The sequence below is a fragment of the Saccharopolyspora ipomoeae genome, from assembly GCF_029952525.1.
Lineage (GTDB): Bacteria > Actinomycetota > Actinomycetes > Mycobacteriales > Pseudonocardiaceae > Saccharopolyspora > Saccharopolyspora ipomoeae.
This window is the reverse complement of the sequence record NZ_JASAOF010000008.1, coordinates 205054-230214: the sequence shown is the minus strand read 5'-3', so window position 1 is coordinate 230214 and position 25161 is coordinate 205054. Positions and strand designations below refer to the sequence as shown.

The 25161-nt window shown below is 71.4% G+C and carries 22 protein-coding genes; 13 read left to right on the top strand and 9 right to left on the bottom strand.

What is annotated here, in order from left to right; translation table 11 throughout:
* Positions 1-48 precede the first annotated feature (48 nt).
* Positions 49-1584, bottom strand: coding sequence for a DEAD/DEAH box helicase (locus QFW96_RS15720; RefSeq protein ID WP_281456400.1), 1536 nt, complete (start codon positions 1582-1584; stop codon positions 49-51).
* A gap of 560 nt (positions 1585-2144) precedes the next feature.
* On the opposite strand from QFW96_RS15720, the gene QFW96_RS15715 reads away from it, so the two are divergent.
* Both QFW96_RS15715 and QFW96_RS15710 read left to right on the top strand, forming a co-directional pair.
* On the top strand, positions 2145-2831 hold the full coding sequence (locus tag QFW96_RS15715) for a ferritin-like fold-containing protein (protein ID WP_281456383.1): 687 nt from the start codon (positions 2145-2147) through the stop codon (positions 2829-2831).
* A gap of 99 nt (positions 2832-2930) precedes the next feature.
* Complete coding sequence (locus tag QFW96_RS15710; RefSeq protein WP_093415023.1) at positions 2931-3158, top strand: DUF3107 domain-containing protein; 228 nt, start codon at positions 2931-2933, stop codon at positions 3156-3158.
* 61 nt (positions 3159-3219) lie between these two features.
* On the opposite strand, the gene QFW96_RS15705 is transcribed toward QFW96_RS15710, so the two are convergent.
* Positions 3220-3969, bottom strand: coding sequence for a TetR/AcrR family transcriptional regulator (locus QFW96_RS15705; RefSeq protein ID WP_281456382.1), 750 nt, complete (start codon positions 3967-3969; stop codon positions 3220-3222).
* A 54-nt stretch (positions 3970-4023) separates the two neighbouring features.
* Between QFW96_RS15705 and QFW96_RS15700 the strand changes: the two genes are divergently transcribed.
* Positions 4024-4905 (top strand): alpha/beta fold hydrolase, encoded by an 882-nt coding sequence (locus tag QFW96_RS15700; RefSeq protein WP_281456381.1) that lies wholly within the window; start codon positions 4024-4026, stop codon positions 4903-4905.
* Positions 4906-4923: 18 nt separating this feature from the next.
* On the opposite strand, the gene QFW96_RS15695 is transcribed toward QFW96_RS15700, so the two are convergent.
* Entirely contained in the window at positions 4924-5544 is a 621-nt protein-coding gene (locus tag QFW96_RS15695) for a TetR/AcrR family transcriptional regulator (RefSeq protein ID WP_281456380.1), read from the bottom strand.
* Positions 5545-5661: 117 nt separating this feature from the next.
* Here QFW96_RS15695 and QFW96_RS15690 point away from each other — a divergent pair, with 117 nt between their 5' ends.
* From QFW96_RS15690 to QFW96_RS15670, 5 genes are all read left to right on the top strand, one after another.
* Positions 5662-6690: an alpha/beta fold hydrolase gene (locus QFW96_RS15690; protein WP_281456379.1), complete on the top strand. Its 1029-nt coding sequence runs from the start codon at positions 5662-5664 to the stop codon at positions 6688-6690.
* Between the two features lie 99 nt (positions 6691-6789).
* Complete coding sequence (locus QFW96_RS15685) at positions 6790-7824, top strand: DUF3152 domain-containing protein (protein ID WP_281456378.1); 1035 nt, start codon at positions 6790-6792, stop codon at positions 7822-7824.
* Between the two features lie 183 nt (positions 7825-8007).
* Positions 8008-9180 carry an adenylyltransferase/sulfurtransferase MoeZ gene (moeZ, locus tag QFW96_RS15680; protein WP_281456377.1) on the top strand — a complete coding sequence of 391 codons (1173 nt, stop codon included), beginning with the start codon at positions 8008-8010 and terminating at the stop codon, positions 9178-9180.
* Positions 9181-9289: 109 nt separating this feature from the next.
* Complete coding sequence (locus QFW96_RS15675; RefSeq protein WP_281456376.1) at positions 9290-10087, top strand: TIGR02569 family protein; 798 nt, start codon at positions 9290-9292, stop codon at positions 10085-10087.
* Positions 10088-10133: 46 nt separating this feature from the next.
* Positions 10134-10931: a uroporphyrinogen-III synthase gene (locus QFW96_RS15670; RefSeq protein ID WP_281456375.1), complete on the top strand. Its 798-nt coding sequence runs from the start codon at positions 10134-10136 to the stop codon at positions 10929-10931.
* Here the strand turns inward: QFW96_RS15670 and QFW96_RS15665 are convergent.
* Positions 10928-11215: an MGMT family protein gene (locus QFW96_RS15665; RefSeq protein ID WP_281456374.1), complete on the bottom strand. Its 288-nt coding sequence runs from the start codon at positions 11213-11215 to the stop codon at positions 10928-10930. The two genes, QFW96_RS15670 and QFW96_RS15665, sit on opposite strands and share 4 nt — an antisense overlap.
* A gap of 452 nt (positions 11216-11667) precedes the next feature.
* The gene (locus tag QFW96_RS15660; RefSeq protein ID WP_425524765.1) at positions 11668-12585 is read right to left on the bottom strand and encodes a chitinase; all 918 of its coding nucleotides are present in this window, start codon (positions 12583-12585) and stop codon (positions 11668-11670) included.
* A gap of 304 nt (positions 12586-12889) precedes the next feature.
* Between QFW96_RS15660 and QFW96_RS15655 the strand changes: the two genes are divergently transcribed.
* The 3 genes from QFW96_RS15655 (at position 12890) to QFW96_RS15645 (ending at position 19998) form a co-directional block, all read left to right on the top strand.
* Complete coding sequence (locus QFW96_RS15655; protein WP_281456372.1) at positions 12890-16072, top strand: ATP-dependent helicase; 3183 nt, start codon at positions 12890-12892, stop codon at positions 16070-16072.
* On the top strand, positions 16069-19326 hold the full coding sequence (locus QFW96_RS15650; RefSeq protein WP_281456371.1) for an ATP-dependent helicase: 3258 nt from the start codon (positions 16069-16071) through the stop codon (positions 19324-19326). Before QFW96_RS15655 ends, QFW96_RS15650 begins: the two co-directional genes overlap by 4 nt.
* Positions 19327-19389: 63 nt before the next feature.
* Positions 19390-19998, top strand: a complete 609-nt coding sequence (locus QFW96_RS15645) for a hypothetical protein (RefSeq protein WP_281456370.1) — start codon at positions 19390-19392, stop codon at positions 19996-19998.
* Between the two features lie 225 nt (positions 19999-20223).
* Here QFW96_RS15645 and QFW96_RS15640 read toward each other — a convergent pair whose 3' ends face one another.
* Positions 20224-20751, bottom strand: coding sequence for a hypothetical protein (locus QFW96_RS15640; protein ID WP_281456369.1), 528 nt, complete (start codon positions 20749-20751; stop codon positions 20224-20226).
* Positions 20752-20895: 144 nt separating this feature from the next.
* Between QFW96_RS15640 and QFW96_RS15635 the strand changes: the two genes are divergently transcribed.
* Complete coding sequence (locus QFW96_RS15635) at positions 20896-21981, top strand: potassium channel family protein (protein WP_281456368.1); 1086 nt, start codon at positions 20896-20898, stop codon at positions 21979-21981.
* 58 nt (positions 21982-22039) lie between these two features.
* Positions 22040-22471: a hypothetical protein gene (locus QFW96_RS15630; RefSeq protein ID WP_281456367.1), complete on the top strand. Its 432-nt coding sequence runs from the start codon at positions 22040-22042 to the stop codon at positions 22469-22471.
* On the opposite strand, the gene QFW96_RS15625 is transcribed toward QFW96_RS15630, so the two are convergent.
* The 3 genes from QFW96_RS15625 to QFW96_RS15615 form a co-directional block, all read right to left on the bottom strand.
* Positions 22468-23376 carry a neutral zinc metallopeptidase gene (locus QFW96_RS15625; protein ID WP_281456366.1) on the bottom strand — a complete coding sequence of 303 codons (909 nt, stop codon included), beginning with the start codon at positions 23374-23376 and terminating at the stop codon, positions 22468-22470. The two genes, QFW96_RS15630 and QFW96_RS15625, sit on opposite strands and share 4 nt — an antisense overlap.
* Positions 23377-24203: 827 nt before the next feature.
* Complete coding sequence (locus QFW96_RS15620; RefSeq protein WP_281456365.1) at positions 24204-24704, bottom strand: hypothetical protein; 501 nt, start codon at positions 24702-24704, stop codon at positions 24204-24206.
* A 29-nt stretch (positions 24705-24733) separates the two neighbouring features.
* Positions 24734-25000 (bottom strand): hypothetical protein, encoded by a 267-nt coding sequence (locus tag QFW96_RS15615; protein ID WP_281456364.1) that lies wholly within the window; start codon positions 24998-25000, stop codon positions 24734-24736.
* Positions 25001-25161: the final 161 nt, after the last annotated feature.

Below are 25161 nucleotides of genomic sequence, written 5' to 3'. Positions count from 1 at the left end.
AAATCTCGACCCCCGCCGGGGAGGTCGAGATCTCCAGGTGTGCGCTGATCAGGCGTTGTCCGAGGACTCCGACGATCCTTCGCCACCGCCGCGACGGCGGCGACGACGGCGGCGCGGGCGGTCACCCGCGTCGGCCGAGGAGGAGTCGGCGGCCGGGGCCTCCGACTGCTGGGCGCCGACCTCGACGTTGGCCTCGCCCCCACCGCGGGTGCGGCGGCGGCTGCGGCGACGCGCGGGACGGGTCTCGGCGTCGGAGTCCTGCCGCGGACCGGTGCTGCTCTCGGCACCGCCCTCGGACTTGCCGCCGCGGGTGCGGCGGCGGCTGCGGCGCGGGCGCTTGGCCTCGCCCGAGTCGCCCTCCGGCTCGGCGTCCAGCCCGGCGCGGGTGCGCTTGGCCAGCGGCAGCCGCCCGGTGACGTCGGTCGGGATGTCCAGGTCGGTGAACAGGTGCGCGGAGGTGGAGTAGGTCTCCACCGGCTCCGGCTTGCCCAGGCCGAGGGTGTCGCTGATCATCTTCCAGCGCGGTTCCTCGTCCCAGTCGACCAGCGTGATCGCCACGCCTTCGCGACCCGCGCGGCCGGTGCGGCCGATGCGGTGCACGTAGGTCTTCTCGTCGTCCGGGCACTGCAGGTTGATCACGTGCGTCACGCCGGCGACGTCGATGCCGCGCGCGGCGACGTCGGTGGCGACGAGGATGTCGACCTTGCCGGAGCGGAACGCGCGCAGCGCCTTCTCCCGGGCGCCCTGGCCCAGGTCGCCGTGCACGGCCCCGGCGGCGAAGCCGCGCTCGGTGAGCTCGTCGGCCAGCTTCTGCGCCTGCCGCTTGGTGCGGCTGAAGATCATCGCCAGGCCGCGGCCGTCGGCCTGCAGGGCCTTGGCGATCAGCTCGGGCTTGTCCATCGAGTGCGCCCGGTAGATGAACTGCCGGGTGCGCTCGTGCACCGCGCCCTCGTCGGCCTGCTCGGCGCGGATGTGCGTCGGCTGGGTCATGAAGGTGCGGGCCAGCGTCAGGATCGGGCCGGGCATGGTGGCCGAGAACAGCATGGTCTGCCGCTGCTCGGGAACCATCCGCAGGATGCGCTCGATGTCGGGCAGGAAGCCCAGGTCGAGCATCTCGTCGGCCTCGTCGAGCACCAGCGCGGAGACCTTGCCCAGCACCAGGTGGCGCTGCTCGGCCAGGTCCAGCAGGCGGCCCGGGGTGCCGATGACCACGTCGACGCCGTTGCGCAGCGCGGAGATCTGCTCCTCGTAGGGGCGCCCGCCGTAGACGGCCAGGGTGCGCACGCCGAGGTGCTTGCCCGCTTCGGTGAGGTCGCGGGTGACCTGCAGGCACAGCTCGCGGGTCGGGACGACGACCAGGGCCTGCGGGGTGCCGTCGCCGGCACCGCCGATGCGGTGCAGCAGCGGGACGCCGAAGCCGAGGGTCTTGCCGGTGCCGGTGCGGGCCTGACCGATGAGGTCCTCGCCGCGCATGGCCAGCGGGAGCGTCAGCTCCTGGATGGCGAAGGTCCGCTCGATACCGCTCTCGTCGAGGGCCTTGACGATGTCCGGGTGGACGTCGAGCTCGGCGAACGTCGGGAGCAGGCGCTCCTCGGCGTCGGCCGTCTCGGGTGCTGGGGTCTCGGGTGCTGGGGTGTTGTCGAGGTCGGGGGTGCCGCCCCCGGTCTGATCTTCGAGGCCGCCGGGGGCCTGGCTGTTGGTGAACGTCAGAATGATCGCCTCTCTCGGTGCCTGCGCGCATGCGTCCCGGTTCGGGCCGATCCCGTGGCGACGTCCTCCCGGCACACGGTGGCCGCGTGGTCGCGGCCGCTCGGAGTGCTCGTGGTCACCGACGTAATGGTGCGCGCCTTCGTTTCGCTACAGCGGCGAGTACCCCGCTGGCTGGTTCGTTGTCTCATCGGCGTCGCATGCGCGCCAGGGCCGTCGAGCCGTTCGCTCGAGCCGCGTCGCGCCGACATGTCCCGGGGCCGTCCCGCTCGGGCGCCCGTCGCCCGGACCGTGACGTTTCGGGGAGCCGACCCCGCGGTGGTTGCACCGCGTCGTCAGGACGCCGATTGCTCCTCCGGGGCCGAGGATACCTGTTCTGAACGCGAAACTGACGTGGCGCGTATAACTCGGGCGTGCCGACGGTTACGCTCGCAGCCATGAACGAGGCTGACCAGCGGGCCACCACACCGGGTGAGAGTGACGAGCGTTACCAAGAAGGCGTCGTGGATCTGCTCGCGGCGCTGGCCTACGGCGAACTGTCCGCCTTCGACCGGTTGGCCGAGGACGCGCGCACCGCGCCGACGCTGACCGGCCGGGCCGCGCTGTCGAGCATGGCGGCCGCGGAGATCGGCCACTACCGGATGCTGCAGCAGGCGCTGGCCGACCGCGGGGTCGCGGTCGAGGAGGCCATGCAGCCCTTCGCCCAGCCCTTCGACGCGTTCAACTCCTCGACCGCCCCGCACTCGTGGCTGGAGTCGCTGGTCAAGGCCTACGTGGGTGACGGTCTGGCGGCCGACTTCTACCGCGAGGTCGCCGAGTGGCTCGACGCCGACACGCGCGAGCTGGTGCTGACGGTGCTGGCCGACACCGGCCACTCGGCCTTCGCCGAGCGCGAGGTGCAGGCGGCCTGCGCAGACGACCGCTCGCTGCGCGACAAGCTGACGCTGTGGGGACGTCGCCTGCTCGGCGAGGCGATCACCCAGGCCCAGCACGTCGTGGTGGAGCGGGACGCGCTCGCGGAGCTGATCATCAAGGGCTCGGGCGACCTCACGGGCGTCGGGGCGATGTTCCGGCGGCTGCAGAACAACCACACCAAGCGCATGGGCAACCTCGGCCTGGGCTGACGATTCGCTCTGAGCGAATGGGCAGATCCGGTGGGCTGCGGTGGGGCTGGGATAGCCTTGGCCCGTCACATCGTTTCTAGTGCCCTACGGAGGTTCGGCGTGGAGGTCAAGATCGGCGTCGTGGACAGTCCGCGCGAGCTGACGGTTGACAGCGGACAGTCCCCGCAGGAGATCGAGTCGCTGGTCTCGGACGCGCTGAAGAACGACGCGAGCGTGCTGGCGCTGGACGACAGCAAGGGGCGGCGCATCATCATCCCGTCCACCAAGATCGCCTACATCGAGATCGGACCGGCGGACGTGCCGCGCGTGGGCTTCGGGGTCGGCTGACACCTGATTCGTGCTGGTCGAGGGGCATTCCGGGAGATCCCGGGGTGCCCCTCGACGCGTGTCAGCCCAGTTCCCGGTCCTCGTCGGGGACGATCTCCAGGTAGGTCTCGTCCAGCAGGTCGAGGTTCTCGTCCGGGTCCAGCACCAGGCCGGCCGAGCGCAGCACGCCGTCGATGCCGGACCAGATGACCTGCGCCAGGTAGTTGGTGAGGTCCTCGCGGCTCATGGTCTGCCGGTCCAGCCACCAGTCGCCGCTGGCCTGCACGAGCCCGACCAGGCCGTGGCTCCACACCTCGACGCCGCCGGAGTCCAGTCCCAGCGCGCGCATGTAGCGGCCGAGCAGGCGGGCCAGCGAGTTGGCGATGACGGTCTTCTCGTCGGACACCGGGTCGCTGGCGACGGGGCGGTCGGTGAAGTTGCGCTGCACGACGAACCGGTAGAGGTCGGGGTACTCCTCGATCAGGCCGAGGTAGGCGTCGAGCAGCCGGTGGATGAGCTCGTTGGCGGAGCCGTTGATCCGGAACAGCGGTTTGAGCCGCTGCATCAGCAGGTCGGTGCCCCACTCGCCGACGGCGACGTAGAGGTCGCTCTTGTCGCTGAAGTGCCGGTAGAGCACGGGCTTGCTGACGCCGGCCTCGGTGGCGATGTCGTCCATGCCGACGTCGGCGCCGTGCTCGCCGATGGCGCGGACGGCGGCCTGGACGAGCTCGGCGCGGCGGGCCAGCCGGTGCTCGCGCCACCGCTCCTTGCGGGCGTCGCCCTTGTGCTCGTCGTTGCGGGCAGCCTTGACATGCCGGGCGTTCTGACTCACGCTACCCGAGATTACTGTTACCGACGGTAACACGCAAACTTTCGGGGAGTGGAAGTGCAGACGGTTGCTGCCGCCGAGTTCACCACCAGCGACGGAGCCCGCCTGCGGCTGATCGACGAGGGTCCGGCCGACGCGCCGGTCACCGCGGTCTTCGTGCACGGCTGGACGCTGAGCAAGCACACCTGGGACCGCGTCGCCGCCGGTCTGCCCGCCGCGGCCGGGCGCAACGTGCGCACGCTCCGGTTCGACCTGCGCGGTCACGGCGGCAGCGCACCCGCGGTGGCGGGCGAGGCCACCATCCGCCGCTGCGCCGACGACCTCGCCGAACTCCTCGCCGAGCGGGTCCCGGAGGGGCCGATCGTGCTGGCCGGGCACTCGATGGGCGGCATGACGATCATGGCGCTGGCCGAGCAGCACCCGGAGATCTTCGACCGGGTGCGCGGCGTGGCGCTGGTGGCGACCTCGTCGGGGAACCTGGCGGCGCCGAGCTTCGGCCTGCCCAAGCCCGGCGCGGACGTGTTCAACGCGGGCGAGCGGCTGCTGCGCCGCTACCTCGCGGGCGCCAAGGGCGGGAAGGTCAGCCCGGCGTCGGGCTGGCTGCGGCCGGGCGTGCGCTGGCTGCTGTTCGGCAAGGACCCGAAGTCCGACGACGTCGCCGCCACGGCCTCCTGGCTCGCCGGGTGCCACCCGGTCAACATGGCCGGCTACCGGGAATCCCTCGCGGTCCACGAGCGGCTGGACGCCTTGGAACGGCTGCGCGGCATCCCGACGCTGATCTTCGCGGGCGGGTCCGACCGGCTCACCCCGCAGGACCACGCCGAGCGCATCGCCGAAGCCCTCCCCGACGCCCGGTACTACCTGTACCCGGGCGCGGGCCACATGCTCCCCCTGGAGCGCACCGACGAGATCACCACCCGCCTGGCAGGGCTCCTCTGAACCGGGCTCCTCGGACGATCAGGAGCTCTGCAGCGGGAAGCCCGCGAGGCCCTTCCAGGCGAGGGTGGCGATGAGGCTGACGGCCTCGTCGCGGGGGATCTTCTGCTGCTCGTCGAGCCAGTCGCGAGCGGTGACCTGGGCCAGGCCGACGAGGCCGACCGCGAGCAGGCGGGCTCGGGCGGCGTCCAGCCCGGCGTCGGCGGTGACGGCTTCGGTGATCGCGTCGATGCAGCCGGACAGCGAGTTCTCGACGGCCTTCTCCACGGCCGGCTCGCCGCGCAGGTCGGACTCGAACACCAGCCGGAACGCCTGGTCCTCGCTGGCCACGAACTCGTAGAACGCGCCGATGGCCGCGCGGACCCGCTGCTTGTTGTCGGAGGTCGACTCTATCGCCGTGCGGACGCGCCGGACCAGCTCGTTGCCGTGGGTCTCCAGCAGCGCCAGGTAGAGCTCCAGCTTGCCGGGGAAGTGCTGGTAGAGGACCGGCTTGCTGACACCCGCGCGCTCGGCGATGTCGTCCATCGCCGCCGCGTGGTAGCCGTTGTGCACGAACACGTGCTGGGCCGCCTCCAGCAGCTGCGCCCGGCGCGCGTCGCGGGGCAACCGGATTCCCTTACTCGGCTGCGCGGTCCCGGTCATCCTCGCCTCTTCCTTCCGCCGCGATCGGTGGCCATGCAGCCCCCAAACTTCCCCGACTCTACTCGCCAGTAAAGCCACCTACCGCAATCCGCCTGGTTCGGACGGCATCCTGGTGCGATGACGACGCGTGCCACGGAGACCCACTCGCAGCGCTCCACCCGGCGCACCCGGCTCGACCGGGACGTCCTGACCAGGGTGCCGATGGTCGACGGCCTGCCCGAGCTGGACCCGCACCGGCGTCCGCCGGAGAGCCGCCGGATCGATCTGCCCGCCACCGCCGACTCCGCGGCCGCGTCGCTGCACGTCCGCGAGACCGAAGGCCCGGTGGGCGCGGAGACCGCCGTCCACCTGCACGGGCTCGCCGGATCGTCGACGAACTGGACCGACCTGTCCGCCCAGCTCTCCGGTCACCTGCGCAGCGTCGCGGTCGACCTGCCCGGCTTCGGCCGCTCGGAGCCGCCCGAGGGCTTCGGCTTCACCCGGCAGGAGAACGCCGACCTGGTCATCCGGTTGCTGACCGAGCTGGGTTCGGGAGCGGTGCACCTGACCGGCAACTCCTTCGGCGGGGCGGTGGCCGCCGAGGTCGCCGCGCGGCGCCCGGACCTGGTCAGCACGCTGACGCTGATCTCCCCGGCGATGCCCGACCTGCGGCCGAGCCCGAGCCGGATCTCCGATCCGCGGTTGTTCTTCGCGCTGCTGCCGGTCATCGGCCCGCCGACCCGCCGCAGGCTCGCCGCGGTGACCCCGAGGGAAAGGGCCGAGCAGCTGCTGCAGGTGTGCTTCGCCGAGCCCGACCGCATCCCGCCGCACCGCCTCGACGAGGCCGCCGCGGAGTTCGCCGAGCGGGCGGGCCTGCCGTGGGCCGCCGCGGCCCTGGCGCAGACCACGGTGCAGCTGATGCGGTCGTGGGTGGTGGCGCCCGGCCGCTCGCTGTGGCGGTTGCTGGCCCGGATCGACACGCCCGCGCTCGTCATCTGGGGGGACAACGATCGGGTGGTTTCGGTTCGCAAGGCGCCACGCACGGCGACTCTGCTGCCGCGCGGACGCCTGCTGGTGATCCCGCGGACCGGCCACGTCGCCCAGATGGAGCGCCCGGCCGTGGTGGCACGCGCGGTGCTGGGCCTGGCGCTGTCCGACACCTGGTGAAACGCCGGATTGGGCAACCCGAGTGATCTTCTCCGGTTCGCTCACCCGTAGTGGTCGGTGTGACGAAGTGGGCTGGTCGGGCTGTGGCACGCTAGTGGGGTGACGCGTCCGCCGCAACCTCCCCGCGACTCCGAGGAAGACCGCCATCCGGCGGAACGTTCCGCGAGCGAGTCCCGTGGTCTGTCGGACCGGCCGCGCCGGCGCGGCGAACCGCCCCGGGGCGAGCCGCTGGCCGCGTCCTGGAACCCGGGGCGCCGCTACCGCGCCCGGCACCGCAAGAGCGTGCTCGGCCGCTACGGCTGGCGGGTCTACGCGCTGCCGCTGCTGGTGGTCATCACCGCGCTGGCCGTGCTGCAGACCGTGCGCCCCGGCGACGTCAACGCGGCCCTCACCGGCCCGCCGCCGATCGCCGAGCAGGGGCCGGGCGAGCCGATCGTGCGCGAGGCGCCGCCGAGCCAGACCTTCCCGGTGAACATGTTCTCCGCCGACCTGCCGCCGGGCGGCCCGATCCCCGAGACCGGGGCCCGCACCTTCCAGGTGCTGCCGGGCACCTCGCCGGTCGTGGGCGGCGGTCAGCTCTACCGCTACAGCGTCGAGGTCGAGGTCGGCGTGCAGATCCCCGACCCGAACGCCGAGTTCGGCAACCTGGTGCAGACGACGCTGTCGGACCCGCGCAGCTGGACCAACCCGCAGGCCGGCGGCATCTCGCTGCAGCGCGTCGACGACAGCGGTCCGCGCCCGGACTTCCGGGTGATCCTGGTCAGCCAGCAGACGGCCCGCGAGGCCTGCGACTACACCGACGGCGTGCCCTACGACAGCTCGTGCCGCAAGGGCGACATGGTCTACCTCAACGCGGCCCGGTGGGTGCGCGGGGCGGTGTCCTTCGAAGGTGACATCGGCAACTACCGCCGGTACCAGATCAACCATGAGGTCGGCCACGTCTTCGGCAACAAGCACGTCGGCTGCCCCGGGCAGGGCGCGCTGGCGCCGGTGATGATGCAGCAGACGTTCAGCGTCTCCAACAACGAGCTGCACGACCTCAACCAGGTCGCCGACCAGGGGACTCCGATCGACGCGAACGGCTTCGTCTGCCGCCCCAACGCCTGGCCCTTCCCGGTCGCCCCGGGCTTCTAGCGGGCCCGGCCGGGTCGTCTCGTCCGGGTCGTCCCGGATGGTGGGAGCCGTTTGGGTTGGGGAATCGGATCGTTCAGGCTGACGTTGCAGATTCCGTGTTACCTCTTGAGGTACACGAGGACGCTTTCTTAAGGCATCGGCCGCGCTCCGCGATCGGTGCCGCCACCGGAGGAGGAGCTGGGAATGTCCGGCGCAACGTCGCTACCGCCGCTGGTCGAGCCGGCGTCGGAGCTGACCAAGGAAGAGGTCGCGCGCTACAGCCGCCACCTGATCATCCCGGACGTCGGGATGGACGGGCAGAAGCGGCTGAAGAACGCCAAGGTCCTGGTGGTCGGCGCCGGCGGGCTCGGCAGCCCGGCGCTTCTGTACCTGGCCGCAGCGGGCGTCGGCACGCTCGGCATCGTCGAGTTCGACGAGGTCGACGAGTCGAACCTGCACCGCCAGGTCATCCACGGGCAGTCCGACCTGGGCCGCCCCAAGGCCGAGTCCGCCAAGGACTCGATCGCCGAGGTCAACCCCTACGTCCAGGTCAACCTGCACAAGACGCACCTGACCTCGGACAACGCCCTGGAAATCTTCCGGGACTACGACCTGATCCTGGACGGCACGGACAACTTCGCCACCCGGTACCTGGTCAACGACGCGGCCGTGCTGCTGGGCAAGCCGTACGTGTGGGGCTCGATCTTCCGGTTCGAGGGCCAGGCCAGCGTGTTCTGGGCCGAGCACGGTCCGCAGTACCGCGACCTGTACCCCGAGCCGCCGCCGCCCGGCATGGTGCCGTCCTGCGCCGAGGGCGGCGTGCTGGGCGTGCTGTGCGCCTCCATCGGCTCGATCATGGTCAACGAGGCCATCAAGCTGATCACCGGCATCGGTGAGACGCTGCTCGGCCGGCTGATGATCTACGACGCGCTGGAGATGAGCTACCGCACCGTCAAGATCCGCAAGGACCCGAACGCCGAGCCGATCAACGAGCTGATCGACTACGAGGCGTTCTGCGGCGTGGTCTCCGACGACGCGCAGCAGGCGGCGGCGAACAGCACCATCACGCCGCAGGAGCTCAAGGACATGTTCGATCGGGGCGAGAAGTTCGAGCTGATCGACGTCCGGGAGCCGCACGAGTACGAGATCGTCAAGATCGACGGCTCGAAGCTGATCCCCAAGGACCGCATCCTCTCCGGTGAGGCGCTGGCCGAGCTTCCGCAGGACCGCAAGATCGTCCTGCACTGCAAGTCCGGTGGCCGCTCCGCCGAGGCCCTCGCGGCGCTGCACAAGGCCGGCTTCGCCGACGCCGTGCACGTCGGCGGCGGTGTCCTGGGCTGGGCCAACCAGGTCGACACCAGCCTGCCGACCTACTGATCGGAGCTGTCGAGAGCGGTGCGCCGGTTCTGCCGACCGGCGCACCGCTTTCGCTTCTTCGCGGAGCGCCTGCTGCCGAAACACCGATCTTCGAGGTAGCGTCTGGCGCGTGAGTGCTACGCCGGAGCCGCCACCGCCGCACGTGTGCGCGGCGTTCGGCGCGCGAGTCGAGGAGCCGGAGGCGCTGGAGGGCGCGGTCGCGTGGCGATGCGGCGAGATCGTGCTCAAGCCGGCCGCCAACACCGCCGAGGCCGCGTGGGTCGCCCAGACCCTCGACGTGCTCGAACCCGACGACATCCGGATCTCGCGCCCGGTGCGCTCGACCGACGGGCGCTGGGTGGTGTCGGGCTGGTCCGCCAGCCGCGACGTCATGGGCCGTCCCGAACCGCGCCACGACGAGGTCGTGGCCATGTCGCTGCGGTTGCACGCCTCCAGCCGGTACCTGTCCCGGCCGCGCTTCCTGCAGCTCCGGCAGGACATCTACGCCCTCGCCGACCGGATGGCGTGGGGTGAAGAGGACTACGTGCTGCCGCAGGACAAGGGTGGCAGGCTCTACGACGTGCTCGCCGGTTCGCGGCGCCCGGTGCAGCTGCAGCCGCAGGTGGTGCACGGCGACCTGTTCGGCAACGTGCTCTTCGCCGGGGACGCCTCGCCCGGCGTGATCGACTTCAACGCCTACTGGAGACCCGCCGAGTGGGCCGCGGCCGTGGTGGTCGTGGACTCGCTGGCGTGGGGCGGTGCGGACCCGGCGATCGTGGAGCGCTGGTCGCACCTGACCGACTGGCCGCAGGCGCTGCTGCGCGCCCTGCTGTTCCGGCTCGCGGTGCACGCGCTGCACCCCCGCTCGAACGCCAAGACCCTGACCGGTCTGGAGCGCTCCTCCCAGATGGTGCTCGAAGTGCTGTGATCCGTCGCGCCTCGGTTCCGGCGCCGGGGTGTGTGACGATGTCCGGGTGCAGGACGTGTTGAGCGGTTTCACGATCGGGATCACGGCGGAGCGCAAGGCCGAGGAGCTCGGCAACCTGCTGGCCCGCCGGGGTGCTCGCGTGCTGTTCGGCGCCGCGATGCACACGGTCCCGCTGCCCGACGACGGTGAGCTCGCCGCCGCCACCGAGGCGGTGCTGTCGGCGCCGGTCGACTTCGTCGTGGCGATCACCGGGATGGGCTTCAAGGGCTGGGTCGAGTCCTCGGGCGAGGAGCTGGTGCGGCACCTGTCCGGTGCCCGGATCGTCGCGCGCGGTGCGAAGGCCAAGGGCGCGGTGCGCGGCGCGGGACTGCGCGAGGAGTGGACCTCGCCGACCGAGGAGTCCGCCGAGATCCTGTCCTACCTGCTGGAGCGGGGTGTGGCGGGCAAGCGGGTCGTGCTGCAGGTGCACGGCGATCCGATGCTGGAGTTCCGCCGCCGCCTGAGCGAGGCGGGCGGGGAGGTCGTGCCGGTGACGGTCTACCGCTGGACCGACCCGGTGGACCTGGACGCGCTGGACCGGCTCATCGACGCCGTCATCGCGGGGGAGGTGGACGCGCTGCCGTTCACCAGCGCCCCGGCCGCCACGAACTTCCTCGCCCGCGCCGACCGCACCGACCGCGGTGAGGCGCTGCGGAAGGCGTTGCGCGACAACGTCCTCATCGCCTGCGTCGGCCCGGTCACGGCCGCGCCGATCGCCGGAGCCGGTCTCCCGCACGAGATCCCGGACCGCGCCCGCACGGCAGCCCTCGTCAAGCTGGTGGAGGAGCGGCTTCCGCAGCGCTAGTCGCGCCAGCGGTACCGGCTCATGGGGATCTTGCCGCCGTCGGCGAGGACGCCCTCGGCGCGGAGCAGTTCGAGCTGGCGGTGGCGCAGGTGCTCGGCGACGGTCCCGTTCGACCGCAACACCCGGTACCAGGGGAGGTCCGCGGTGTCCTCAGCCATGATCCGCCCGACCAACCGGGGCGAGTTCAACCCGGCCCGCGCCGCCACGTCCCCGTAGGACAGCACCTTCCCGGGCGGGATCGACGCCACCACGGCCCTGACCCGCTCGAAAGTCTCCTCGTCCACCACCCGAACCTACCCCACCAACCCCCCACCAGACCCCCACCTCAACACCTCCCCAGACAGACGCCCCTTCCCAGGCCGACGCCCCTCCCCATCGCGAAGTTTTCATGAAAACTGTCCCGACCTCGGGCCTCATGGGTGAGGGAAGTTTTCATGAAAACTGTCTCGACCCCAGGGGTGGGACAGTTTTCATGAAAACTGCGTTGCCCCAGGTCAAAACGGTCCTCTGAGGGGGTCATCCCCTTGGGGAGAGACAGTTTTCATGAAAACCTCGTGGTTCTCGGGAGGGGACAGTTTTCATGAAAACTGTCTCGACCTCGGGTCCCGTGGGTGGGGGAAGTTTTCATGAAAACTTCGTGGTGTTGGGGTGGGGGCGGTTTTCATGAAAACTGTGCCCTGACACGCGCGACGGCCCACCCCCGGGAGGTGGGGTGGGCCGTGACGTGGTGCGGGGATCAGCCCTGGAAGCCCGCGACGATCTTGGAGAAGTCCCAGTCGCTCTGCTCGATGCCGCTGCAGGAGTCGACGGCGCCGCCGCTGCAGGGGCGGTCGCGGTTGACCGACCAGAAGGTGAAGCGGCCGAGGCCGTTCTGCTTGGCGTAGTCGGCCATCTTCTGGAACGCGGCCTGGTCGACGATCTCGCCCTCGACGTCGGTCTTGCCGTTCATCGACGAGATGCCGGAGTGCGCGTAGGCGTCGGCGTCGTCGTAGCCGAACGCGGCCTTCAGCGCCTCCTTGAGGCCCTCGGTCGCGGAGATGGTGTCCGCGGCCATGTCGGAACCGTTGAAGTCGAACGGCATCTGCGTCCAGACGTCGACGTTCGCGCCGACCTCGGCGGCCTTGGCGAACATCGCCTTGCCGTTCTCGTTCGGGCCGGTGGTCGTGGTCGGGAAGGTGACCACGGTCTGGACCTCGGGGTTGGTGTCCTTGATGATCTTCAGCGCCTCGACGACCATGTCGCGGGACGCCTGGTTCTCGAACTCGGTGGCCTCGATGTCGATGTCGATGGCCTTGAGCCCGTAGGCGTCGATCACTTTCTGGTAGGCGCCGGCCAGCTGCTGCGCGTCGCCGCACACCGAGCTGAGCTTGGTGCCGGAGTAGCCGCCGATGGACGGGATCACGTCGCCGCCTGCGCCGCGGATCGCGTCGATGGTGGCCTTGTCCTGGCCGTCGAGCGGGCGCTGGCCGTCCCAGGCGGGGTTGCAGCCGCCGTCTGAATTGATGAAGGCGAGGGTGAAGTCCTTGATCCCGGTCGCGTTCATGACGTCGGCGGGCGCGGGCGGGCTGCCCCAGCCGTTGTACAGGTACGGCGAGGCGGCGACCGGGCTGGTGGCGGCCGGGCTCGGGGCGTCGGCGGGCGCTCCGGCGCTCAACGCCGGAGCCGCTCCCGCGGCCAACGTGCCGAGGACGGCGGCGCCGGCGAGCAGGCTCGTGCGGATCTTGCTCACGCTTCCTCCTTCTTCGGGGTGCGTCGCGCTGTCGGGGTGCGCGAATTCGCAGGTCACAGGCGGGGGAAGCCTGCGATGCAAGGAAATCTGCCAGAACCCAAAATTGGTATGCACCACCAAACGCCGGAGTCCGATCCCAGCATTCACAGTTGGAAATCCCAGATAACCGGGCCACATCCCGGCGCGCCCAGCAGCGATCTTGTCGCGCTGGCGTGGTTCCATTCGGTGCGTGCCTGCAGCGACCTCGCCCGTTCTCGTGCGCCGCGCCGAGACCGCGCGCCGCGCCACGACCTGGGACGAAGCGGGCCGCCGCGCGCTGGAGCACTCCTTCGGATTCCTGCGCGTGCTCGGCGGTCCCGGCACCGGCAAGTCCACGCTGCTCGCCGAGATCGCCGCCGACCGCATCCGGAACCGGGACGTGTCCCCGGAGAACGTCCTCGTGCTCACCTCCAGCCGCCGCGCGGCGTCGTGGATGCGCACCGAGATCACCCGGTTGCTCACCGGCTCCGGCGAGGACGTCCGCACCGCCCCCGAGCCGCTGGTGCGCACCGTGCACTCCTACGCCTTCGCGGTGCTGCGGCTGCAGGCGGTGCGCGACGAGCTCCCGCCGCCGCAGCTGCTCAACGGCCCCGACCAGGACGCACTGGTCCGCGAACTGCTCCAGGGCGACGTCGACGAGGGCGCCCGCGACTGGCCGGAGACGCTGCAACCCGCGCTGACCGTCCCGGGTTTCGCCGAGGAGCTGCGGGACCTGCTGCTGCGCGCGGCCGAACGCGGCGTCGACCCGGACCGGCTGGTCGCCCTGGGCCGCGAGCACGGACGCCCCGAGTGGGTCGCCGCCGGTCGCTTCGGGCGGCAGTACGAGCAGGTCACGCTGCTGCGCGGCGCAGGCGGTTCGCAGGCCGCGGCGCTGGACGCGGCCGAGCTCGTCGGGTCCGCGCGGCTGGCGTTCGCCACCGACTCCGGGCTGCTGCGGGCCGAGCAGGACCGGGTCCGGTACGTGCTGGTCGACGACGCGCAGCACCTGGACCCGCAGCAGTTCCAGCTGATCCGCACGCTCGGCGACACCGCCACCGAGTTCATCCTCGCCGGCGACCCGGATCAGGCCGTCTACACCTTCCGCGGCGCCGACCCGCGCTGCCTGCTCGACTCCGATCCGGGCGGCGACGACACCGCCGTGCTCACCGTGGACCACCGGATGTCGAAGTCGGTGCGAGAAGCCGTGCAGCGCTTGGCCTCCCGGCTCCCGGGGCACGGGCCGCAGCGCCGCCTGGTCGAGCCGGAGTCCGACCAGGACGAGGTCGCGGGCGCGGTGCAGGTGCGGTTGCTGGCCACGGAGGCGCAGGAGGCGGCGTGGGTCGCCGACCAGCTGCGCCGCGCGCACCTGCTCGACGAGATCCCCTGGTCGCGGATGGGTGTCGTGGTGCGCTCGACGGGCCGGTCGCTGCCGGTGCTGCGTCGCGCCCTGCTGGCCGCCGGGGTGCCGATCGCGCTGCCGGTCGACGACGTACCGCTGTCGCAGCGCGCCGCGGTCCGCCCGCTGCTGACGCTGCTGCGCTGCGCGGTCCGCCCGCACGAGCTCGACGCGGACGCGGCGGCGCTGCTGCTGTCCTCGCAGCTCGGCGGCGCCGACCCGCTGGCGCTGCGCCGGTTGCGGCGCGGTCTGCTGCGGCTCGAATCGGCTTCGGGCGCAGCGCGTCCCAGCGGTGAGCTGCTGGTGGAGGTGCTGCAGGACGGTGACCGGCTCGCCGCGCTGGAGGACTCGGCCGCCGAACCGGCCCGCAAGGTCGGTTCGCTGCTGCGCACAGCGCGCGACTCGGTCGACAAGGGCCAGACCGTCGAGGAAACCCTGTGGAAGGTCTGGAAGGCCTCGGGTCTGGAGAAGCGCTGGGTCGCCCAGTCCGAGCGGCACGGCGTCACCGGCGCGCAGGCCGACCGGGACCTGGACGCGATCGTGGCGCTGTTCGACGCCGCCGCCCAGTTCGTCGACCGCTCGCCCGGCAACGACGCGGCCGGGTTCGCCGACTACCTCACCGAGCAGCACATCGCGGGTTCCTCGCTGGCGCCGACCGCGCCGCGCGACAACGCGGTGCAGATCCTCACCGCGCACGCCGCGAGCGGCCAGGAGTGGGACGTGGTGGCGGTGCCCGGCGTGCAGGAGGGCAGCTGGCCCGACCTGCGGCTGCGCGGGTCGCTGCTCGGCGTGGAGCAGCTGGTGGACGTGCTGTCGGGGATGACCGGCGAGCGCGTCTCGGCGACCGCGCCGCTGCTGGCCGAGGAACGTCGCCTGCTGCTGGTCGCCGCCAGCAGGGCGCGGCGGAGCCTGCTGGTCAGCGCGGTGCGCGGGGAGGACGAGCAGCCGTCGCGGTTCCTCGACGAGCTCGACGGCGTCGACAGCGACCCGGATTCCGCGGAGCGCCCGATCGCCCGCCCGGAGCGGGGTCTGACGCTGGCCGATCTGGTCGGCGAGCTGCGCCGGGTGGTCTGCGACTCGGAGGAACCCGAGGAGCGCAGGAAACGCGCCGCCGCGCAGCTGGCCCGGCTGGCCGCCGACGGCGTGCCCGGTGCCGACCCGGACACCTGGTACGGCCTGCCCGTTCCGTCGACCGATGCGCCGCTGGTCACCGGCGACGATCCGGTCAAGGTCTCGCCCTCCACGGTGGACATCCTCGCGAAGTGCCCGCTGCGCTGGCTGGTCGAGCGCAACGGCGGTCAGGACACCGCCGAACTCGCCGCCGTGACGGGCACTCTCGTGCACGCGCTGGTGCAGGCCGCCGCCGACGGAGCCGACACCGCGCAGCTGCACCAGGCCCTCGACGAGGCGTGGCAGACCGTCGACGCCGGGGCGCCGTGGTTCTCCCGCAAGGAGCGCAAGCGCGTCGAGGGGATGCTCAACGCGTTCGTCGTGTGGCTCGTGCAGTCCCGCGCCGAGCTCACCCAGATCGGCGTGGAGCGCGACCTCGACGTCACCGTGCAGGGCCGCGAGGGCGGGCCGTGGCTGCGGCTGCGCGGCCGGGTGGACCGGCTGGAGAAGGACGCCGAGGGCCGTCCGGTCGTCGTCGACGTCAAGACCGCGAAAGCCCCGGTCAGCAAGGGTGATGCCGAGGAGCACCCGCAGCTGGCCGTCTACCAGCTGGCCGCCGCGCTCGGTGCGTTCGGCGGCGAGGACGACGAGCCCGGCGGGGCCCGGCTGCTCTACGTCGCCAAGTCCGACCGCAAGGGCGCGGCCACCGAGCGCGCGCAGGAACCCCTCGACGAGGACAAGATCAAGGTGTGGCTCGACGTGGTGCACAGCGCCGCCGAGTCCAGCCTCGGACCGGCCTACGTGGCCAGCGAGAACACCGACTGCCCGCGCTGCCCGGCGCGCACCAGCTGCCCGGTCCACCCGGCGGGGAGGCAGGTCTCGCAGTGATCACTCCGCAGCGGATCGCCCAGGCGCTGGGCCTGCACGAGCCCACGCCCGAGCAGGCCGAGGTCATCGCCGCCCCGCCCGAACCGGCTCTGGTGGTCGCGGGCGCGGGCGCGGGCAAGACCGAGACGATGGCCGCCCGCGTCGTCTGGCTGGTCGCCAACCAGCTGGTCACGCCGGAACGCGTGCTCGGCCTGACGTTCACCCGCAAGGCCGCCCGCCAGCTCGCCGACCGCGTGCGGGCCCGGCTGCGCAGGCTCGCCGGTTCCGGGCTGCTCGACGAGGTCGACCCCAGCGGGCAGCTGCGCTCGGCGGTGCTCACCGAGGAACCCACGGTCCTCACCTACCACGCCTACGCGGGCCGGATCGTCGGCGAGCACGGCCTGCGCGTGCCGGTCGAGCCCGGGGCGCGGCTGCTCACCGCGACCGCGTCCTGGCAGCTCGCGCACCGCGTCGTCTCGACCTGGACCGAGGACCTCGACACCGACAAGGTGCCGACCACCGTCACCGGCTACCTGCTGGCGCTGGCCGGTGAGCTCGCCGAGCACCTGGTCAGCCCCGACGAGCTGCGCGCCCACGCCGACAAGCTCTGCGAGGCGGTGGAGAACGCGCCGCGCGCCAAGGGGCAGCGCGCCAACCTGCCGCAAGACCTGGTGAAGGTCGTTGCCGCGCAACGGCTCCGGGCCGCGATGCTGCCGCTGGTCGAGGAGTACGGGCAGCGCAAGCGCCGCGAGGGCGCGATGGACTTCGCCGACCAGATGTCGCTGGCCGCCCACCTCGCCGCCGGTCACCCGGAGGTCGTCGAGGGCGAGCGCGCCCGCTACGGCGCCGTGCTGCTCGACGAGTACCAGGACACCGGCCACGCCCAGCGCGTGCTGCTGCGGTCGCTGTTCGGCGGTGACGCCGACCCGCTGCCGGTCACGTCTGTGGGCGATCCCGCGCAGGCCATCTACGGCTGGCGCGGCGCGAGCGCGGCGAACCTGCCGCGCTTCCGCACCGACTTCCCGCGCACCGAGGTCGATCGGCGCGTGCCCGCGCACCGCTACGGGCTGCTGACCAGCTTCCGCAACCCCGACGAGGTGCTGCGGGTCGCCAACGCGGTCTCCGAGCCGCTGCGCCGCATCGGCCTGGAGGTCGACGAGCTGCGCGCCCGCGACGGCGCCGACGACGGCGACATCCGGGTGCTGCTGGCCGAGCACGTGCGCGCCGAGCGCGAGTGGGTCGCCGACCGCATCCACGCCCAGTGGCAGTCGTCGATCGACGAGACCGGCCGCCCGCCGACGGCGGCCGTGCTGGTGCGGCGGCGCGCCGACATGGCCGACATCGCCGTGGCGCTGCGCGAACGCGGCCTGCCGGTGGAGGTCGTCGGACTCGGCGGGCTCCTCGACGAACCCGAGGTCCGCGACCTGGTCAGCGCCCTGCGACTGCTGGTGGACCCGCTGGCCGGAACCGCCGCGGCCCGGCTGCTCACCGGGTCCCGCTGGCGCATCGGCGCCGCCGACCTGGCCGCCTTGTGGGAGCGGGCGCGGGAGCTCGGCACCCAGTTCTACGGCGAGCCCGACTCCGATGACCCGGCGGCCGTGGTGCACGCGGCGATGCCCGGCGAGAACGCCGAGCAGGCGGGCCTGGCCGACGCCTTGGACGACCCGGGCAAGCCCGAGCGCTACTCCGAGCAGGGCTTCGAGCGCATCCGCAGGCTCGGCGGCGAGCTCGCCGCGCTGCGGCGGCGCCTGGACCAGCCGCTGCCCGAGCTCGTCGCCGACGTCGAGCGCACGCTGCTGCTCGACATCGAGAGCCTGGCCCGCCCGAGCGGTGCCGGGCGCATCCACCTCGACGCGTTCGCCGACGTCGTCACCTCGTTCACCACCGCCAGCCCGTCGGCGACGCTGCCGTCGCTGCTGGACTACTTCGCCGCCGCCGAGCGCGCCGAGGACGGTCTGGAACCGGGCGAGGTGGAGGTCGCCGACGACCGCGTGCAGATCCTCACCGTGCACGCCGCCAAGGGCCTGGAGTGGCAGGTCGTGGCCGTTCCGCACCTGGTCAACGACGTCTTCCCGGGCAAGCGCAAGGCGTCGTCGTGGCTGCGGTCGGTGACCGCGCTGCCCGCCGAGCTGCGCGGCGACGCACCCGACCTGCCCACCCTCGACGTGGACCGGCTCGACGGCCTGGACCGCAAGGAGCTCAGCGAGGCGCTGAGCATCCACGACGAGGACTTCGAGGCCCGCCGCCTCGCCGAGGAGCGCCGCCTGTTCTACGTCGCGGTGACCCGCTCGGAGCGCACGCTGCTGCTGTCCGGGCACTGGTGGGGCGAGAGCGGCGACCGGCCCAAGGGCCCGTCGGACTTCCTCACCGAGACCGCGCAGGTGGTGCACGACGACAAGGTCGGCGTCATCGACGAGTGGTGCCCGGCGCCCGACGAGGACGCCGAGAACCCGCTGGCCGACGAGGTCCGGTCCGCCGAGTGGCCGGTGGACCCGCTGGGGCCGCGCCGCGAATCCGTCGCCGAGGGAGCGGAACTCGTCCGCGCCGCGATGTCCACTTCGGACTCCACTTCGGACTCGGCGGAGGACGACGAGGACCCGGACGGCTGGGCCCGGGACGTCGACGTGCTGCTGGCCGAGCGGGCCGCCGCGGCGCAGCGCCGCGAGCAGGTGCGGCTGCCGGACCACCTGTCGGTGAGCCAGCTCGTCGAGCTCGCCGGCGACACCGACGCGCTGGCCCGCAGGCTGCGGCGGCCGCTGCCGTACCCGCCGAATCCGATGACCCGCCGCGGCACGGCCTTCCACGCCTGGCTGGAGCACCGGTTCACCTCCTCGGCGCTGCTCGACGTGGACGAACTGCCCGGCGCCGCCGACGATTCCGCCCCGCTGCACGAGGACCTCGCCGAGCTGCAGGAGGCGTTCCTGCGCGGCTCGTGGGCCGACCGCACGCCGCACCGGGTGGAGGTGCCGTTCGAGACGCAGGTGGAGGGGATCGTGCTGCGCGGCCGGATGGACGCCGTGTTCGCCGACCCCGACGGCGGCTGGACGGTCGTGGACTGGAAGACCGGGGGAGTGCCGGGCGGCGACCAGGTCCCGTCGCTGTCGGTGCAGCTGGCGGCCTACCGGCTGGCGTGGGCGGAGCTGTCCAGGACGCCGCTGGAGAAGGTGCGCGCCGCGTTCCACTACGTGCGCCACGACTACACGCTGCGACCTGCGGATCTGCGCGATTCAGCGGGTCTGCGCGAGCTCATCACGGCGGTTCCGAAGAACAGCTGAAGGTGTACACGTTCGGGTGGTGGAGCTTGAGTTCGGCGTGCGCGGCGGACGACTATGCCCGCGATGAACACCGACTGGAAGCTCACCACTCCGCCGGAATCCGCGGTGCGCGTGGACACCGAAGTGCTCGCCCTGCGCGCCCCCTTGGTGCGGGTCCACCGCGACGATGAGGGCACCTGGTCCTTCGAGGGGCCGGGCGCCAAGGGTCGGGAGTCCAAGCAGACCAAGCTGCAGGCCGTCGTCGGCGCGTGGCCGCACGTGGCGGCGCTGTCCGACCTCGATGCCGGGACCGCCGTGATCTGGTCGTGGCAGCAGCACGGCTGGGCCAGCGAGTTCGAGTGCGAGTGCGGCAACTGCGAGACGCCGGTCGCCGGCGACATCGACCGCCAGTCCTGGCCGTCGGAGCTGCAGCCGCACACCATCATCAGCGTCGAGCAGGTCGCCCTGTCCGGGCAGCGGCCGCTCACCGACATCCTGTCCACCCCGGGCGGCATCGCGATGCTCGGCCCCGGCGATCACCGGCGCACCGTCGACCAGATGACCCCGGTCGCGCTGGCCAACGTCATCCGCCGCTGGCCGCACACCGTCCAGGCGATGCGGGTCCTCCAGGAGGGCCGCGGAATGCGCTGGAACGCCGACGGCCTCAACTGGCACGAGTACGTCCTCGCCTGACGTGGGTTGGGGAAGTTTTCATGAAAACTTCCCCACCCACAAGACCACGACGAAACCCGGAGAAACCGTCCCCGACGTGGGGATTCACCGGCGACCTCCCCCTGCGGGTCGGGACAGTTCTCATGAAAACTTCCCGACCTCGGGGTCTGTGGGTGGGGACAGTTTTCATGAAAACTGCGCCCACGTCGGGGGTCTGCGGTGGGTGGTTCTCAGGGGAACCGCGCCTCAGGCGTTCTCCGCGATGTGCGGGTTCTCCAGCAGTCGCGAGTACAGGACTTCCAGCAGCCACCGGCCGAACATCGACGAGCCGAATTCGGCGGCGCGGTTCTCCGGGGCGAGGACGAGCTCGCCCGCGTCGTCGGGACCGGTGGTGACGATCCCGGCGCCGTAGTAGTCCAGCTCCAGCATCGACAGCGGGTCCTCCCGGTGCCGACCGGGCAGGACGACCGCGCAGGGGGCGAGGCTCAGCAGCATCCCGCACGCCCGCAGCGCGCGCGAGGGCTTGGACACCGGGACCAGGATCCCGATCAGGTCGACCGCCGCCACCGGCAGCTGGTCGTGGCGCTCGGGCTCGGACCACGCCTTGAACCACGCGGGGTCGAGCTCGGGTTCCCACCCGTGGTGTCGACGCCACTGGTGGACGTCCTGGCGGATGCGGGCCACCGCGGTGAAACGGGCCCCGAGCACCTCCACATCCGGTACCAGTCGGCCGTCCCACCCGAGTGCGCGGGCCGCGTGCTGAAGCTGCTGCACCGTCGCATGGTAAACGTCCGCACCGCATTTTCGGGATGGTGTTCTGCCAGTAATTCGACACAATTCCGGGCGGTCGTGTTCGACGTGTGCGGAGCGGTTACTGTTCAACGCCGTGAGTGGTCACAACGTCGGGGAGCACGACTCATGAATCGAGGTCCGAGCCAGCTGTTCGGCAAGCACAACGCCGAGGAAGAGCTGAGCACCAGACCCGATCACGCGCTCGTCGGCGTCATCCGGATGCCGGGCACGGTGATCAGCCCGGTGCGCTCCATCGTCCGCCGCATCCTGGGCGCGCTGGTGGCGCTGGCGGCCACGGTCGCCATCGTCTACGTCGGCCGCGACGGGTACAAGGACTCGGCGGGCGGCGAGATCAGCATCCTCGACGTCATCTACTACGCGACGGTGTCGCTGTCCACGACCGGTTACGGCGACATCACCCCGGTCAGCGACCAGGCGCGCCTGGTGAACGTGCTCGTCATCACGCCGCTGCGGGTGCTGTTCCTGATCGTGCTGGTCGGCACGACGCTGGAAGTGCTCACCGAGCGCTCGCGGCAGGCTTTCAAGATCCAACGCTGGAGGTCCAAGGTGCGCGACCACGTGGTCGTCATCGGATACGGAACCAAGGGCCGTTCCGCGGTCACCGCGCTGCTCGGCGAGGGCGCGGACCCGGGTCGCATCGTCGTGGTCGACACCGACCGCGCGTCGCTGGAGTCGGCGTCGGCGCAGGGCCTGGTGACGGTCAACGGTTCCGGTACCCGCTCGGACGTGCTGCGCGTGGCGGGTCTGCCGCGCGCCCGCGCGATCGTGATCGCCCCGGCCCGCGACGACACGGCGGTGCTGGTGACCCTGACGGCCCGAGAGCTGGCGCCGAAGGCCCAGATCGTCGCCGCCGTCCGGGAGGCGGAGAACGTGCACCTGCTGCGGCAGTCGGGCGCGGACTCGGTGGTGGTCTCCAGCGAGACGGCGGGTCGGCTGCTGGGCATGGCGACGTCGACGCCGTCGGTGGTGGAGATGTTCGAGGACCTCCTCAGCCCCGAGGTGGGTCTGGCGATCGCCGAGCGCGAGGTGGAGCGTCAGGAGGTCGGCGGTTCGCCGCGGCACCTGGCCGACATAGTGCTGGGCGTGGTCCGCGACGGCGAGCTCTACCGGGTCGACGCCCCGCAGGCGGACGCGATCGAGGAGGGCGACCGGCTGCTCTACGTGCGGAAGGTGTCGCCGCCGCAAACGTGATCTTCTCCTGACCGGGTATCCCGGGATGCCGCAACGGCTTTCTGGGACTATCGGTGATGTGGGAAGCACGCGAGGTGAGGCCTCGGTGGCGTCGATCCTGCTCGTCCTGGGATTTCTCGGTGTGGTGGTCGCGGGTGTGACGGTGTGGCCGCTGGTCGCGGCGTCCGGGCAGCAGCGGGAGGTCGTCGAGCGCGAGGCGACGGCGGTGGTCGTCGAACCGCGCCCGTGCGGTGCGCGCGCGGCGGGCGACGTCGTGGAGGTGCGGATCGACGGCCAGATCCGCCGCGCCACCTTCGACGGCTGCGGGCACACTCGGGGTCAGCGCCTCCAGGTGATGGTGCCGACCCGCCCGTCGGGCGAGTTGCGGGTTGGTCCGGTGAAGGACCAGGCGACGGAGCTGGAAGCGCTGGCGTGGCGCACCAACATCGTGCTGGCGACCCTGGCCGCCGTGGCGGGCGGCGGTTTCGGGATGCTGCTGGGCAGGCGCTAGTCCACGTCGCTGGACGGCGAGAGCCAGGTGTTGCACTGGGTGACGCGGTTCTTGGTGAATCCCTGCTGGACCCAGGTGGAGTTGGTCTGGATGCTGCCGTGGTCGTCGACGTCGCTGTTCTCGTCGCCGCGTCCGGCGGAGTCGCGCAGCGCCGGGAAGATGATCTCGTCGCTGACGCCGCCGTTCTGCAGCGCGGCGAGGGTCATGCCTTCGAAGCAGGTGGCTTGGAGCTCGGAGCGGCGGGTGAGCTCCAGCCCGGCGTCGCCCTGGGCGGTCGCGGAGGCTTGGCCGTAGGCGGCGTTGATCCCGGAGAGTCGTTGCAGCGCATGGCCGAACTCGTGCGCGAACTGCCCGAGGAACACCCCGGCTTCGGTCCGGCCCTCGACTTCGGAGTAGTAGCGCGCGGTCATGTAGATGGTGTTGTCCTGCGGGCAGTACAGCGCGGTCTGGTCCCAGGTCCGCAGCCCGCAGGGGGTGGTGATGTCGCTGCCGGTGGTGACGACGCGGGGCATGTCGGTGGGCAGGTTCGCCTGCTCCAGGGCTGGTTCCCAGGCTCGCATGAGGCAGGGGAGCGCGGCCTGGTAGAAGGCGTCCTGCGCGGCCACGTCGGTGTCGAAGGCGGGGAGGGGGCACGGGGTGGTGACGGCCCCGCTGCCGTCGACGTTGATCGGGTTGTCCCCGAGCTTGAGCACCGGCTGCGCGGTCGACGACGGTTCTTCTGAGGTGGTCGTCTCCTCGGAAGTCGTGGTCTCCGAGGTGGTTTCGCTGGTGGTGGGTTCGGCGCTGGAGCTGGGCGCGGTCTGCTGGTAGGAGCGCTCCTCGGCGCGGTTCGCCGATATCGACGCCGCCACGGCCCCGACGGTCCCGATCCCGAAGACGGTCACCGCGGCCAGCACGATCCCCACGACGAGCCCGCGGTTGTTCCGCTGCGGAGGCTCGTGAGCGAACGGCTGGCCCGGAGGCGCCCACGCGGGCTGAGCCCGCTGCCACTCGGCTTGCTGGGGTGGCGGTTGCTGAGGTGGCGGTTGCTGGGGCGGTGCCTGCCACGGATGCTGCGGACCGGCTTGCCACGGATGCGGATTCGGGTTCGGTTGCCACGCCTGCGGAGGCTGTCCTGGCTGGGGTCCGACGTGCGGCTGCCCCGCGGGCTGACTCGGCTGAGGTGTTTGTCCAGGCCCGGCCGGCCACTGCGGCTGTTCCCCGGGCTGCTCCCAGAACGGGCGAGGAGGTAACGGAGGTTGAGTCATCCGCCGAGCCCCGACCGCCGGAAACGGCAGGCCCCAACCACGTTGACCAGCCCTAACGCACCCATGTCACCGACTTCCCACAACAACAAGATCGCCCGGAACCTTAACCCCGAGAACACCCCCACAACCCCGCTTTTCCCAAACCGATGCCTCCCCGAGCCCTGGGGGAGAACGTCCCCCGAGAGCGTCCCGGCCGGGAGGGACGTTGCCGACGGGACAGTTTTAGCCATAACTATCCGGTCATAACGGACATGATCATGGCGCAATTATGGCTAAAACTGCCCCACTGCCGACGAGGTCGAGGCAGCCCCCCGGCCGTCAGGCCGGTCGTGAGGCCGGCCGTGGGGCAGGCCGTGAGGTCGGTCGTCAGGCGGGTCGTGAGACAGGCCGTGAGGTTGGTGGTGAGGTTGGGGGTGGGGTGTGTTGCCAGGGGGCAGTTTTAGTCATAGCTGCCCCATGATCATGTCCGTTTTGTCTGGACAGTTTTAACTAAAACTGCCCTCTGCCCAGTAGTGCGTGGCGGGAGGGGGTGGGGTCCTGCGGGAGTGGAGGGCTCGGGTTGTGGTGGGGAGCCACCAGAGGGTGGCGAGGGGGAGGGCGATGAGGAGTTGGATGAGGCTGCCGAGGTTGCCGTTGAGGAGGGTTGTTGTGCCGCTGATCGCGTAGAGGGCGCAGCAGAGGGTGACGACGATCCTGCCCGTTCGGCTGCCTCGGAGGAGGGCCAGGAGGCTGCCTCCGATGCCGAGGGTGATGGTGAGGGTGGCCGCGGTGAGGAGGAGGGCGCCTGCGAGGTGGTCGCCCGTTTCGAAGCCGCGCTTGATGCACATGGCCCCGAGCAGCGCGAAGCCGCCGAGGGAGACGCCGGACGTGGTCAGGGCGGCGACGATCAGCACCGCGGTGGAGCTCTGCGCGGGCGGATCCGCTGGGGGCCAGGTGAGTTCGTGGGCGCGCGGCGGGAGTTGCGGGTGGTGCTGCGGGTTGTGCACTTCTCGAATTCCTCTCGGCGGTTGCGGGGTCAGTAGTCCCAGGTGTGTTCGTCGTGCTCCTCGCGGTCGGCGATGGCCGCGCATTCCGAGCAGCGTTCGGTGATGTGCTTGGTGAGGGGTTCTCGCGGCCACGGGGTGGCGGTCGGGATGAGCAGCCACGTTTCGCAGAGAGCCGAAACCCAGGCGCCGGTATATACCGAACCCGGAAGTGTCGTCATGGCATGACGAATCTTGAATCCCGAGCCGACGATCCAGAACACATCCGTTCGCTCTCGCCGAAACACGTCGAAAACCATCCCTTTGAGTCCTTTGCTTCCAAACACGTGGAACCGGAATGGGATGGGAAGTTAGGTTCGTTTCGGCAGTTCATCCACCAGTGAAACGTTTCCCCGGGAATCGAAGCGGTGCAACGGAATTCGAAACGGGGACCCGTTCACGCATCTCCCCGGAGGTCAGG

Bases quoted from the DNA above. Each gene is read 5' to 3' on its own strand.
- QFW96_RS15715 (WP_281456383.1), top strand. From the start codon at position 2,145: ATGAACGAGGCTGACCAGCGGGCCACCACACCGGGTGAGAGTGACGAG.
- QFW96_RS15695 (WP_281456380.1), bottom strand. From the start codon at position 5,544: ATGACCGGGACCGCGCAGCCGAGTAAGGGAATCCGGTTGCCCCGCGAC.
- QFW96_RS15690 (WP_281456379.1), top strand. From the start codon at position 5,662: ATGACGACGCGTGCCACGGAGACCCACTCGCAGCGCTCCACCCGGCGC.
- moeZ (WP_281456377.1), top strand. From the start codon at position 8,008: ATGTCCGGCGCAACGTCGCTACCGCCGCTGGTCGAGCCGGCGTCGGAG.
- QFW96_RS15645 (WP_281456370.1), top strand. From the start codon at position 19,390: ATGAACACCGACTGGAAGCTCACCACTCCGCCGGAATCCGCGGTGCGC.
- QFW96_RS15635 (WP_281456368.1), top strand. From the start codon at position 20,896: ATGAATCGAGGTCCGAGCCAGCTGTTCGGCAAGCACAACGCCGAGGAA.
- QFW96_RS15615 (WP_281456364.1), bottom strand. From the start codon at position 25,000: ATGGTTTTCGACGTGTTTCGGCGAGAGCGAACGGATGTGTTCTGGATC.